14 protein-coding genes and 1 tRNA gene are annotated in these 12,444 nt (G+C 69.4%); 5 read left to right on the top strand and 10 right to left on the bottom strand.

The genetic code is table 11. The annotated features are described in order from the left end of the window. Positions 1-26 precede the first annotated feature (26 nt). From BM236_RS18985 to BM236_RS10760, 3 genes are all read left to right on the top strand, one after another. Positions 27-191 carry a hypothetical protein gene (locus BM236_RS18985; protein ID WP_175507645.1) on the top strand — a complete coding sequence of 55 codons (165 nt, stop codon included), beginning with the start codon at positions 27-29 and terminating at the stop codon, positions 189-191. Between the two features lie 71 nt (positions 192-262). Continuing rightward, on the top strand, positions 263-769 hold the full coding sequence (locus BM236_RS10765; RefSeq protein ID WP_091123480.1) for a MarR family winged helix-turn-helix transcriptional regulator: 507 nt from the start codon (positions 263-265) through the stop codon (positions 767-769). Between the two features lie 58 nt (positions 770-827). Beyond that, positions 828-2,399, top strand: a complete 1,572-nt coding sequence (locus BM236_RS10760; protein WP_139230084.1) for a hypothetical protein — start codon at positions 828-830, stop codon at positions 2,397-2,399. A gap of 39 nt (positions 2,400-2,438) precedes the next feature. Here BM236_RS10760 and BM236_RS10755 read toward each other — a convergent pair whose 3' ends face one another. The 7 genes from BM236_RS10755 to BM236_RS10725 all read right to left on the bottom strand — a co-directional run bounded on the left by BM236_RS10755 (position 2,439) and on the right by BM236_RS10725 (position 7,788). Continuing rightward, positions 2,439-2,909, bottom strand: a complete 471-nt coding sequence (locus tag BM236_RS10755; protein WP_139230083.1) for a hypothetical protein — start codon at positions 2,907-2,909, stop codon at positions 2,439-2,441. Beyond that, on the bottom strand, positions 2,878-3,216 hold the full coding sequence (locus BM236_RS10750; protein ID WP_175507644.1) for an STAS domain-containing protein: 339 nt from the start codon (positions 3,214-3,216) through the stop codon (positions 2,878-2,880). Before BM236_RS10750 ends, BM236_RS10755 begins: the two co-directional genes overlap by 32 nt. 138 nt (positions 3,217-3,354) lie before the next feature. Further along, positions 3,355-3,879, bottom strand: a complete 525-nt coding sequence (locus BM236_RS10745) for a GerMN domain-containing protein (protein ID WP_175507643.1) — start codon at positions 3,877-3,879, stop codon at positions 3,355-3,357. Between the two features lie 212 nt (positions 3,880-4,091). Then, the gene (locus BM236_RS10740; protein WP_091123470.1) at positions 4,092-5,519 is read right to left on the bottom strand and encodes an ATP-binding protein; all 1,428 of its coding nucleotides are present in this window, start codon (positions 5,517-5,519) and stop codon (positions 4,092-4,094) included. Continuing rightward, positions 5,516-6,268, bottom strand: coding sequence for a response regulator transcription factor (locus BM236_RS10735; RefSeq protein WP_245750269.1), 753 nt, complete (start codon positions 6,266-6,268; stop codon positions 5,516-5,518). The genes BM236_RS10740 and BM236_RS10735 overlap by 4 nt, the downstream gene beginning before the upstream one ends. Next, the gene (locus BM236_RS10730) at positions 6,265-7,329 is read right to left on the bottom strand and encodes a cytochrome c oxidase assembly protein (protein WP_245750268.1); all 1,065 of its coding nucleotides are present in this window, start codon (positions 7,327-7,329) and stop codon (positions 6,265-6,267) included. Before BM236_RS10730 ends, BM236_RS10735 begins: the two co-directional genes overlap by 4 nt. Positions 7,330-7,703: 374 nt before the next feature. Then, positions 7,704-7,788: transfer RNA gene (locus BM236_RS10725), tRNA-Leu, on the bottom strand. 129 nt (positions 7,789-7,917) lie between these two features. On the opposite strand from BM236_RS10725, the gene BM236_RS10720 reads away from it, so the two are divergent. Further along, the gene (locus BM236_RS10720) at positions 7,918-9,231 is read left to right on the top strand and encodes a M20/M25/M40 family metallo-hydrolase (RefSeq protein ID WP_091123466.1); all 1,314 of its coding nucleotides are present in this window, start codon (positions 7,918-7,920) and stop codon (positions 9,229-9,231) included. Positions 9,232-9,274: 43 nt separating this feature from the next. Here the strand turns inward: BM236_RS10720 and BM236_RS10715 are convergent, their stop codons facing one another. Further along, positions 9,275-9,493: a DUF5703 family protein gene (locus BM236_RS10715; RefSeq protein ID WP_091123463.1), complete on the bottom strand. Its 219-nt coding sequence runs from the start codon at positions 9,491-9,493 to the stop codon at positions 9,275-9,277. 27 nt (positions 9,494-9,520) lie between these two features. Continuing rightward, positions 9,521-10,468 carry an aldo/keto reductase gene (locus tag BM236_RS10710; protein WP_091123462.1) on the bottom strand — a complete coding sequence of 316 codons (948 nt, stop codon included), beginning with the start codon at positions 10,466-10,468 and terminating at the stop codon, positions 9,521-9,523. A 139-nt stretch (positions 10,469-10,607) separates the two neighbouring features. On the opposite strand from BM236_RS10710, the gene BM236_RS10705 reads away from it, so the two are divergent. Further along, on the top strand, positions 10,608-11,435 hold the full coding sequence (locus tag BM236_RS10705; RefSeq protein ID WP_091123459.1) for an undecaprenyl-diphosphate phosphatase: 828 nt from the start codon (positions 10,608-10,610) through the stop codon (positions 11,433-11,435). Positions 11,436-11,452: 17 nt separating this feature from the next. Here BM236_RS10705 and corA read toward each other — a convergent pair whose 3' ends face one another. Beyond that, entirely contained in the window at positions 11,453-12,433 is a 981-nt protein-coding gene (corA, locus tag BM236_RS10700) for a magnesium/cobalt transporter CorA (protein WP_091123457.1), read from the bottom strand. Between the last annotated feature and the right edge of the window lie 11 nt (positions 12,434-12,444).

The following is a 12,444-nucleotide window of genomic DNA, read 5'->3' as shown; positions in this document are numbered from 1 at the left end:
AGCGCCTCATCGAAAGGGGCTTCATCATGCGTATCGCCGTTGCAGGCGGCACCGGCTGTGCCGGCTCGTCGTCCGGCAGCATCGGGCGTTTCGATGTCGCCGCAGTGGCATACCTCATCAGCTCCATGGCGACCGCGATGACCACGTCCATGCTCGCGGGTTCGGGCTTGCGGCGCCTCGACATCCATTGAACAGGCGGCCTCTGTGGGGAGAGGGCGCCGCCCTGCGCACCGGTCGCCGTAACGACGTCTAATCTGACGCCATGAACGCGCCATCGTCTTCCGCTGACGATCCTCGTCGCGCGGCGACAAGCGCCCTGATGGGGACGTCTCGCCTCATGACGGCCGTCGTGGCGCGCACCTTTCGCTCCGTCGACGAGTCCATCAGCGTGCGCCAGTTGCGAGTGCTGGTCATGCTGCGCTACGGCGCGCCGATGAATCTGACGTCCATCGCCGAAGCACTCGCGGTGAACTCGTCCAACGCCAGCCGTACGTGCGACAGGCTGGTCGTCGCCGGGCTGCTGATCCGCGAGGAGGCCGAGAACGATCGCCGGCACGTCTCGCTGTCATTGAGCGAGCACGGGGCGCGAATCGTCGACGGCGTGATGGCGGATCGAGAGTCGATCCTCGACGACATCATCGGACGGCTCTCACCCGCACAACAGAAACGCCTGGCTGCGAGCTTGGAGGCCTTCCTCGCGGCCGCGGCCGGCGCTGGACTTGAGCCATCGGCCGACGGACGGGAGTCGCTGATCCCCTGGTTGCGCTGACAGCGCTCGTCAGGATGACGCGAAGCGTGCACGGATGACCATGAAAGGGTGGGGAGCGGTGGCATCGCACCGCCCAGTGGCAACGGCGCGGTCCGCCGCCAAGGTTGCGGGTCTCCTGCTCATCGGGATCACTCTTCTCGTCGCGCCCGCGGCTGCCGCCGTGCTCGCCGTGCAGCTCGCCCCGCCGGCACATGTCGAGATCGCCGGCCAGGACGTCACTGTGCGGCCGGTGCTGGGACGCAACACCACCCAGGTGGCCGGTGACGCCATCACCCGTCCCGAGCACGGTCGCATCGAGCTCGGGCCGATCGCGGTCGATGTCGGGCTCGATCTCGGAGTCGACTGGAACAGGCTCATCCCCGAGGACAAGCAGACCCGTCAGTATCTCGTTGCACTCTTCGATGATCCGAGCCCGGCCATCGCATCGATCCGTTCCGCTGCGCGCCGCCAGGTCCTGTCGTGGACAGTAGCGGCTGCCGTCGTTGTCCTCGCGACCGAGGTGGCGGTGGGGGCGTTGCTCTGGCAACGTCGGAAGAAGCTGGCGGCGATGCCTCCGTCACTCGCCGACGTCGTCAGCGCCCACAACTCCAGACTGCGTCGCCTTGTCGTTGTGACCGCAGTCGCCTCCCTCATCGCGCTTGAGCTGATGGCGGGCCACACGCTGCTCCACCGTGACGAACGCGTCGTCGTGGGCAGTCCCGCCCTCGCCGGAACCAGCCTCGCCGGCACCCAGGTCGAGGGTCTCGTCGCCGACGTCATTCCCTTCCTCGCGGTCCTGCGCCCACACAGCACCTTCTACGACCAGGTGTCGGACAATCTCGACTCGGTCCTGCGCGACGCCGCCGTACGGACCGACGAGGACGATGTGCTGTTCGTCGAGGCTGAGGACCTCGAGGACGTCAACGGCATGGCACGGATCGTCGGCCGGGCCGCAACGCTGGTGGAGGCCGACTTCATCTCCTTCAGCGGCGACCTCACGTTCGCGGGCAAGCCGGTGGAGAGCTATCTCATCGACACCATCGACTACTACTCGCAAGGCACTCCGGTGGAGTTCTCACCCGGCCTGCACGACACCCCCGCGATCCTGCGAGCAGCGACCGCGCGGGGATGGCATGTTGCCGACAACCGGACACATCAGGTCGGGGATGTCTCGCTGTTGACCCTCGCAGACCCGAGGGTCAGCACCGTCGGAAACTTCGGGGCAGGCACGGTGCCGCGCGACAACGGCGTGGATGTCGATGACTTCGTGGAAGCCGCGGTCGAGGAGGCATGCGACTCCCGTCCTGACGTCGTCGTGCTGCATGACCACGTCCTGGGCCAGCGCATCGCCGAGAGCGGGTGCCAGGATCTCGTGATCGACGGCCGTTCGTTCCGGCGGATCGGCGTTCAGCGGTACCTCACGCCGGACGGAGGTGCTGCGATCGAGTACACCGTGGGTAGCGCCGGCGGCCACGTCGACACCCGACCGAACCCGGGGCCCGTCCAGCACCGGGCGACGTTCGAGGTGTTCAGCCTCGACCCGGAGAGCGGCCTCGTTCAGGCCAGCGTCGTCACGGTCCGACCCGACGCCTCGGTGACAGTCTCCGAGCCGATCGTGGTCCTCGAGGGTCAGTCTGTCGACGAGCCGTAGCCGCTCCCGCGAGGGCCTCGCCCTCTCCGTCGGGAGGATTCAGCCCTCGGTGTCGCGATCCTCCACCGTGCACACCAAGTGCGCGGCTCCAGGCGAATGGCGGAAGACCCATCTGTCGGCCAGCGCGCTGAGGCAATCGGCGAGGTGCGGTTCGGGTGCGAGATCGAGACCCGGGAGGCGGCGCGTACATCGGACCGTCAGCTCGACGGTGACCGGGTCGCTCCATCGGAGTGCCATGGTGATCTGCTCCGGCCAGGCGGACATCATGATGCGCAGGCCGAGCGCCGAGAGGATCTCCAGAGTCGTCGCGGCCTTTGCGCCGACCACGCGTGACTCCGTCCATGCGCGGACCAGCTCCATGGCTTCGTCGGGCGTCATGAGCGCGGAGGGCTCGTCGGCGGCGTCACCACCGCCGTGGGAGCTGAGCCGGACGACATCCTCGAGGCGGATGGGCAGAGTCATCGCAACTCCGGGGCTGTCATCGCCGGTCGGGCTCGACGTCGAGGACACCTTCGAGCCCGGTTCGACGCAGCAGTCCCGCGGTCGGTCCGGCATCGCGGACGGCGACCCGTACGCCGCGGGCCGCGCAATGGCGATTGGCCCAGAGCAGGGCGGCGATCGCGGGGGAGGAGAGGCGGGATACCTGGGATGCGTCGATGACAAGCCGCGTTGGCGCGGTGGTGAGGAGCTCCTCGAGGCGCCACCGCAGGTTGAAGATGACGTCTCGGACCGTTCTGTCGGACAGAGTGATCACCACGACATCGTCGTTCACCAGGTAGGGCGAGTGGCCGTGCGCACCGGCGTCGAGGCGCGGCATGAGGCTGGAGTACGGCATGACAACAGGGTGCCGGCGGCACGTGGCAGTGCCCCGACGGTGCCTTTACAGTTGCGTGACGATCCACGGGGCGCGTCCGCCCGGTCTCGCGCAGTGGTGCAGGACCCACGCCGGTCCGGGTCAGCGCCGCGGACCCGCGCTCGGGCCTCCGCCGGGGCAGCGCACCGTGGGCCAGTCCGAGGCGTCGGTGGTGTGATGTCGGGGCACGGCGAGCGTCTCGAGATAGGCACTTGCTGTGAGAGGACCGTCGGCGAGCTCTCCGTCGGGCAGCGGCACCTGGAGGGCGTCGTCGTCGTGCACCAGCTCGACTCGAGAGATTCCGGCGATCGAGGTCACCGCGAGTACGACCTGCGCAGCAGCGAGGGTGACGCGGTTGGCGCCGATGGCGGCGTCCGGAGTCACGCGCAGGACCGCCAAGTCGCCGTCCAGCGTGGCCAGGTCGACCCATCTCCGCGACGGCAGCGCTGAGCCCAGGCCTGCCGCACGGTCGCGTTCCGACGGGCCGGCCGCCAGCTGGTCGAGGATCTCCTCGACCAGCTGCGCCGGGCTACCGACGCAGTACCGGCCCGGGATCCTCGCCACGAGGCGCTGCTCGGGATCGATCCAGTACAGACGCGGCGCGTCGGCGCGCGACGCGATCGGCATCTCGGTGGGGGAATGCTCTTCCGGCTCCAGAAGTCGATAGGGGACGGCATCGCGGTCGATAGCGTGCGCCCCGCCGTCGGACGGGACGCCGCAACCGGCGAGAAGCGCCAGGAGCGACAGAATGGCGACGACGGCCGCTCCTCGCGCCGCGACGCGAGGCGACCTCGGAGAACGGCGGTCCCGCTTTGATGTGTGGCGTCCGAAGCATGGCCTCATTGACGCTCACCTACCGCCACCGGGAGCGAGAGCACGAAGTCAGCGCCGCCCTGTGCGGACTCGTGACATGAGACCGACCCTTCGTGGATGGCGGCGGTGCGCTCGACAATACTGAGTCCGAGTCCGCTGCCACCCTTGGCGTCGCGCGCTCCCAACCGGGCGAACCGCTCGAAGATGCGTTCGCGGTCGACGAGAGGCACGCCGGGGCCCGCATCCTCGATGTGCACGTCGACGAAGCGGCCGCGTGTGGCGATCCGGACGCGGGCCAGACCGCCCCCGTGGGTCTGGGCGTTCATGAGCAGGTTGCTCAACGCTCGACGGATCTGCATCCGATCCACGCGGACCATCGATGCCTCAGCCGTTCGGTCACGCAGGACGACGACACCCGAGGACCCGCCAGCCTCGACGTCGCGCAGCGGGCTGTGGTCGGCCAGTGCAAGACGCACGAGCTCACCCATGGGGAGGGTCTCCCACCCCGACTCACGCACGTCGGAGTCCAGGCGTCCCAGGGCGATGAGGTCCTCAAGCGCCTGGCGGAAGCGCTCGAGCTCTGCGCCCATGAGATGCACCGCGAGTCGCGAGGGCCGGGCCAGCTCTGACGAGCCGCGGAGCACCCCCAGGGCGGTGGTCAAAGTTGTCAGCGGGGTCCGCAGCTCGTGGCTCACGTCGGCAGCGAAGCGGGCGTCCTTCGCGATGCGCTCAGCCACGGTGTCGACCATGTTGTTGAACGACCCGACCAACGTCGCCAGGTCCGGGTCGTTGCTGGGGTCCAGCCGCGCGTCGAGATCACCACCCGAGATGCGCGCGGCGGCCTTGGCCACCTCGTTGAGCGGGCGGAGCACCCGGGCCCCGGCGTACCACCCCAGCAGTGCGCCGGCCGCAGTGGTGAGCAGTGCGCACACGACGAGCGCGGTCCGTAGGGTCCCGAGCGTGCTGTCGAGTTCCTGGGCGACGGTGACCTCGTAGTACTCCGCATGCACGGCTGGAACCGGAATCCCCACGACGACCGCAGCCGAGTCGGTTGCGCCGGTCCACATCAAGGCCGCCGACCCGTCCGCGACGTGCCGCCTGACGGCGCCGACTGCCCCCGGCCCGTCATCGGTCAGCGCCGTGGAGTACCACCCTCCCCTGGCACGGACATACGCGCTGGTTCCGGACGGCAGCGCAATCGCGGAGAGCACGTCACCCACCCTCGCCCCCGAGGTCAGCATCCCGTCCCTGACCAGGGCCGCGTCGGTGTAGGCCTGGCGCAAAGCCGTGCTCTCACGCTGCTCGATCAGGTAGTGGCGCGCCGAGAAGTAGGTGCCCAGGGCGAGGATCACGCTGATCAGAAGCGCCCCGGTCGCGAAGGCCAGCACCACCGAGCTCCGCAGGCCACGGGCGGGTAGCCGGCGGCGCATCCGTGAGGTGAGGCCGACCCTCACCGCACCTCCAGCCGATAGCCCAGGCCCCGGATGGTGAGGACGAGCTCGGGGGAACCGGGGTCAGGCTCGATCTTCGTGCGCAGCCTCCGGATGTGCACGTCGACGATCCGCTCGTCGCCGAAGTGTCCGTCGCTCCAGACCCGATTCAGCAGACCGGCCCGGCTCATCACGTGCCCGGCGTTCTCGGTCAGCGTGAGCAGCAGCTTGAACTCGGTGTGGGTCAGATGCAGGTCGGCTCCGCCCCGCTTGAGGGTCGCTGCGAGCGGGTCGAACACCAGTGGTCCGTGGCGGGAGTCCAGCACCATGCCGTGGCTCGCCATAGTCGACTCGGAGGTCCGATCGATGATCGACGGCCGACGGAGAGCGGCGTTGAGCCGAGCCTTCACCTCCTCGACTTCGAACGGCTTGCGGACGTAGTCGTCGGCGCCGGCTTCGAGGGCCGCCACGACATCCTGCGCGCTGTCACGGGCGCTGATGATCAGGATCGGGGCCGCAGTCTGGGGCCGGGCGTTACGGATGAAGGTGAACCCGTCGATGCCGCCGAGCATGAGATCGACGAGCATCACGTCGACCGCATGCTCGCTGAGGAGGGTGAGGGCGGTCTCGGCGTCGCTCGCCTCCAGGACGGAGTACCCGTCCTGTTCCAGCACCAGCCGAAGCGACGTACGCAAGCCGTAGTCGTCCTCGAGTACCAACACGTGCGTCGCCACGCCCGCGTGGGCCCGGAAGTCCCCAAGCGGCGATGTCATGCGTCTCGGGCATCTGACGCCGGCTGCCCCACCGTTGGTCGGCCCCGCCCGTGCTCATCACCTGCGGCGTCGAGTCGCCGCAGCATCCGGTTGTAGGCCACGAGCGCTTCGTCACTGTCGGGGTCCAGCGTCACAGAATCGATCGCCGCGGAGGTGTCGTCGAGGTCAGCCGCAATCACCCGGCGGCGGACCGACTCGAGCCAAGGGCCGGTCACCAGTTCGCGCCGCCTCGGTGATGTCACGACACTGAGCATCAGGCCCACTGCGATGAGCATCATCAAGCCGTCACCACCTGCCCACATCAGCCCACCGGCGATGTTCACGTCGGACACCGGGGGCGGTGCCCACTGCGAGTGGTGCGCCATCATTTCCGGGAATGGGTCCTCCTGTGTCTGGAGAAGCACGATGCCGACCAGGGTGTCCGGCACCATCGCGACCAGGAGGACGACCAGGCGCACGGCGTACGCGTGGTTCCTGCGAAGAGGCTCCTCGCCGAGCAGGGGCAGCAGGAAGAGGAAGCCGGCGGCCACGTAGAGCACCTGCTCACCGGTCATCAGCGATGCGTGCATGGCCATCCGGTCCATGAACCCGGTCAGATGCGTGCCGATGATGACCGACGTGTAGACGAGCAGCCCGGTCAGCGGGTGCGTCGCCACGCCGACCGGGCCGGAGCGGAGGACGCGCCGTGCACCACGTTGGTGGCGCTCGTGCAGCGCCTCGACGGCGACGGTGATCGGGTGGCCGAGCACCAGAAGTGCGGGTACGACCATGATCAACAGCAGGTGGAGCACCATGTGCATCCAGAACAGCGACATCGCGTAGCCGCCGATGCCGGACGAGACGGAGCCCCACAACAGCAGGCAGCCGAGCAGGAACGCGGCCACTCGCCATCCACGCACGGTCGACCGACCTCTGGCAGAGAGCCGTAGAGCGGCGTACGCGGCACCGATCAACGCCGTGCCGAGCAGCCATCCTCGTGAGACATGCCAGCTGGTGAGGAACGTCGACCACGTCAGTCGCGGCATGAGATCGCCGTCGACCATGGCGGAGGCGATAGTCATGAGGTCTCCCGATGTCGTCGGTCGCGCAGCACCTCCAGCATGCAACGTTTGCATGAACGCACGCGAATTCGGGGCGTCGAGAGCCAGGCGTGGTCACGGAGCAGGGCGTGGGGCACGCTGATGGTGCACCGACGCGGCGGCGAGCGGGTCGGGCACCGCCGGCCTCTGGTGAAAATCCGACCCTGTGTAGCTGTCGGTGCTCCGTCCTCGAGGGTCGCTGTTCAAGCCAAGCCATCACTGACTCCTTCCGACACTGTTGAAGGTGTCGATGCGCCCCGAGGGTTGGCGTCAGGTGCCTCCTTGGTGCCCCCCTTTGGCCGCAAATGCGAACCGGCCCTGACCTGGTTTCCCAGGTCAGGGCCGGTTTGTCACTGTGCGCGAGGGGGGACTTGAACCCCCACCCACTATACGTGGACTAGCACCTCAAGCTAGCGCGTCTGCCTATTCCGCCACCCGCGCGCAACGGAGAGAACGTTAGCAGTGTGGCGGCAGGGACACGAATCGGGGTGACGCCTCGACAGACGTCCGATGCGCGCTACGGAACGCCGCGGCGCCATGCACCCGCGGCCAGCGGTTAGGTTGGGCGCCATGTCGGACGAGCGAGTCGGAAGCGGCCTCGAGCAGGACACGGTCGACATGTGCCGCGACCTGATCCGGATCGACACGAGCAACTACGGCGACGACAGCGGCCCGGGGGAGCGCAAGGCCGCCGAGTACGTCGCCACGGTGCTGTCCGAGGCGGGCCTCGACCCGATCGTGCACGAGTCCGCGCCCGGCCGCACCAACGTGATCGCGCACTGGGGCCCGGCGGAGGGCGATGCGCTGCTCGTCCACGGCCACCTGGACGTCGTACCCGCCGAGGCGGCCGACTGGCAGGTCGACCCGTTCTCGGGGGAGATCCGCGACGGCTACGTCTGGGGCCGCGGTGCGATCGACATGAAGGACTTCGACGCGATGCTGCTCGCGGTGGTGCGCGAGCGGCAGCGGGCCGGCCGGCCGCCGGGCCGGCGTACGGTGCTCTGCTTCACCGCCGACGAGGAGGCGGGCGGCGTGCGCGGCGCACAGCCGCTGATCGAGGACCTACGTGAGCACTTCGACGGTGCCACCGAGGCGGTCGGGGAGGTCGGCGGCTTCTCGACGACGGTGCGCGGACGGCGGATGTACCTCATCGAGGCCGCCGAGAAGGGCATGGCGTGGATCCGGCTGACCGCACGCGGAACCGCCGGCCACGGCTCGATGATCAACCGCGACAACGCGGTGACCCGGCTCGCGGGCGCGGTCGCCCGGATCGGCGCCCACGAGTGGCCCGTCCAGCTGACCCCGACCATGCAGACGCTCTTGGCGGCGGTGGCCGAGCTGGCCGGCACCGAGGCCACCCCGGAGAACGCCGAGGCGCTCGTCGACGAGTTCGGCCCGGCGGCGCGGATGATCGGCGCGACCCTGCGCCACGTCACCAACCCGACGATGCTGGGCGCCGGCTACAAGGTCAACGTCATCCCGACCGAGGCCACCGCCCACGTCGACGGGCGCTTCCTGCCCGGCTTCGAGGACGAGTTCTTCGCGACGTTGGCCGAGCTGTGCGGCGAGGGCATCGACCTCGGCTTCGTCACCAACCAGCGCTCGTGGGAGGCGACGTACGACGGCACGGCGATCTCCGATGCCATCACCCGCTCGCTGCTGGCCGAGGACCCCGACGCGATCGTCGCGCCCTACCTGATGTCGGCCGGCACCGATGCCAAGCACTTCGGCAAGCTCGGCATCCGCACCTACGGCTTCGCGCCGCTCCGGCTGCCCGACGACCTCGACTTCACCGGCCTCTTCCACGGCGTGGACGAGCGGGTCCCGGTGGACGCGCTCCAGTTCGGGGCGCGCGTCTTCGACCGGTTCCTGGACCTGGTGTAGCCGGCTCTCGAGACGGTCGCAGCGCGACCTCCTCGACCAGTACCTAGGCGGTGCGGATCGCTCGGATGATCTTGCGCCGCAGGACGATCCGGCGCTTGCCATCGTGGCCGATCCGCACCCGATCGAGGACCCAGCCGCCCTGCTCGGCACGCTCGACGAGGAGCCTGCGCACGACGTTGCGCGAGAAGTCGCGGGGGAAGGTGACCGAGTCGAACTCCCACTCCACACCAGGCTGAGGCGGACGGCGGTCGACTGCGGGCATCTGGCTCCTCCTGCGGGTCGGTCGGTTCTACTCGGCGGAGACGTCGTCCAGGGCGGCGGCGAGTTCCGGGGGAAGGGTCAGGTCCTCGACGGCGAGGGCCACCCTCAGCTGCTCGGCGGTCCGGGCACCGACGATCGGCGCCGTGACGCCGGGACGGTCGCGCACCCACGCGAGCGCCACCTGCAGCGGTGCCCACTCCAGCCCGTCGGCCGCCTTGAGCACCGCCTCCACGATGCCACGGCCCCGGTCGTCGAGGTAGGAGTCGACCCGGCCGGCGAAGTCGCGGTCGGCGCCCCGGGAGTCCGACGGGGTGCCCGTGCGGTACTTCCCGCTGAGCACGCCACCGGCCAGCGGCGACCAGGCCAGGATGCCGAGTCCGTTGGCCTGCGCGGCCGGCAGCACGTCGTACTCGATCTCGCGGGCGAGGAGGGAGTACTGCACCTGCGTCGACGCGAGCGTCGCGCGGCCCGGCACGGCCCGCTGCCAGGCCGCGGCCTGCGCGGTCTGCCAGCCGGCGTAGTTGGAGATGCCGACGTACGACGCCCGCCCGGACGTGAGCGCGAGGTCGAGTGCGGTGAGGGTCTCCTCGAGCGGCGCCTCGTCGGACCAGACGTGGACCTGCCACAGGTCGACGTGGTCGGTGCCGAGCCGCTTCAGCGAGCCGTCGAGCGCGCCGAGGAGGGAACCGCGCGAGGTGTCGACAGAGCGCTGGCCGCCCCGCCGCGAGATCCCGGCCTTGGTGGCGAGCACGACCTCGTCGCGCGCGACAACGTCGCCGATCAGGGCACCGAGCATCGACTCGGACCGCCCGTCGACGTACCCCGCAGCCGTGTCGACCAGCGTGCCGCCCGCCTCGGCGAACGCGATCAGCTGGTCGCGTGCCTCGTGCTCGTCGGTGGCGCGGCCCCAGGTCATCGTGCCGAGCCCGAGGCGGGAGACCTTCAGGCCGGTGGCGCCGAGCGAGCGATGCTGCATGGGCGAGAAGATAGCCCGCCGTCGGCAACGTCACCGAGGCGGCTCGCGGGTCTTCACGAATTCCTCAGGAGAGGACCCCTAGGCTCGTCACCCGTCACCCGCCGTCGGATCTGGCGGCGAGAAAATCGAAGGGCGGGACATGAACTACCTCGAGGCCGTGATCCTCGGCGTCGTGGAGGGGCTCACCGAGTTCCTCCCCGTCTCCAGCACGGGGCACCTGACCATCGCGGAGAAGGTCCTCGGCCTGCCGATCGACGACGACGGCATCACCGCCTTCACCGCCGTGATCCAGATGGGTGCCATCGCAGCGGTCATCGTCTACTTCTTCAAGGACATCGTCCGGATCGTCACCAGCTGGTTCCGTGGCCTGGTCCGGCCGGAGCTGCGCGGCAAGCTCGACTACCGGATGGGCTGGTACGTCATCGTCGGCTCGATCCCCATCGGCGTGGTCGGCCTCCTGGCCAAGGACGTCATCTCCGGACCGCTGCGCTCGCTGTGGTGGGTCGGCGGCGCGCTCGTGGTGTGGAGCGGCGTCATGGTCCTCGCCGAGCGGCTCGGCCGCCAGGACCGCAGCGAGAAGCGCCTCTCCATGCGTGACGCCGTCATCATCGGTGCGGCCCAGTGCATCGCGCTGATCCCCGGCGTCTCACGCTCGGGCGCCACGATCTCGACCGGCCTGCTCCTCAACCTCGACCGGGTCAGCGCGACCCGGCTCAGCTTCTTCCTCTCCATCCCTGCCCTCACCGCCGCGGGGCTGTTCGAGCTCAAGGACGTCGCCGGGTCGGGCATCGGCGCGGGCCCGACCATCGTCGGGACCGTGGTCTCCTTCGTCGTCGCCTACGCCTCCATCGCCTGGCTGCTGAGGTTCGTCGCCCACCACACGATCGTCGCCTTCGTGCCCTACCGCGTCGTGCTCGGCGGCCTCCTGCTCGCGCTGCTCGCGTTCGAGGTCATCAGCGCGACCTGAGGCACGGCGCTGCCGCCCTACAGCCAGCCGGACTTCTTGAAGAACACCCACAGCCCCGTCACCGACGCCGCCATCAGCAGCAGCGCCATGGGGTAGCCGAGGGTCCAGGACAGCTCGGGCATGTGCTCGAAGTTCATGCCGTAGACGCCGGCGATGAAGGTGGGTACGACGACCAGCGCGGCACCCGCCGAGATCTTCCGCATGTCGTCGTTCTGCTGGACCGAGATCTGGGCGAGGTGCGCCTCGAAGGCAGACGACAGCAGCGACTCGAGGGTGTCAGCGAGGTCGGCGGCTCGGTTGAGGTGGTCGAGGACGTCCCGGAAGAACGGCTGGATGTCCGGGTCGACGACGGGCACCGCGCCGGTCGCGAAGCCCTGGATGGGGTCGCGGAGCGGGAGGACGGCGCGGCGCACCTCGGCCAGCTCGCGCTTGAGCGTGTAGATCCGCGCGGCGTCGTTGGAGCGCTCGGTCGAGAAGACGGACGTCTCGACCTCGTCCACATCGGTCTCCAGCTCGTCGAGCACGTTGAGGTAGCCGTCGACGACCCGGTCGGCGACGGCGTACACGGCGGCGGACGGGCCCTGGGCGAGCTTCCACGGGTCGGCCTCGACGCCGTGCCTGGCCGCCTCCAGCTCGGCGCCCCGGCCGTGCCGGACGGTGATGACGAAGTCCGGGCCGACGAAGAGGTTGATCTCGCCCGTCTCGACCTGGTCGTCGGCGTCGACGTACCAGAGCGTCTTCAGCACCAGGAAGAGGCTGTCGCCGTACCGCTCGAGCTTGGGCCGCTGGTGGGCGTTGACGGCGTCCTCGACGGCGAGCGGGTGGAGCTCGAAGGCGTCGGCGACCTCGGCGAGCTCCTGGGCGCTGGGGGAGTAGAGCCCGAGCCAGACGAAGTCGCGCTCCCCCTTGATGGCGGCGCGCATCTTGTCGAACTCGTGGGGATCGCAGCCGAGGTCGACACGGTGGCCCTCGGAGTAGAGCGCGCTGTCGACGATCACGAGGCCACGCT

Origin of the sequence: Nocardioides terrae, assembly GCF_900112345.1 — a bacterium.
Classification (GTDB): Bacteria; Actinomycetota; Actinomycetes; order Propionibacteriales; family Nocardioidaceae; genus Nocardioides; species Nocardioides terrae.
The sequence above is the reverse complement of the archived record's forward strand: the minus strand, read 5'-3'. Positions and strand labels throughout refer to the sequence as shown.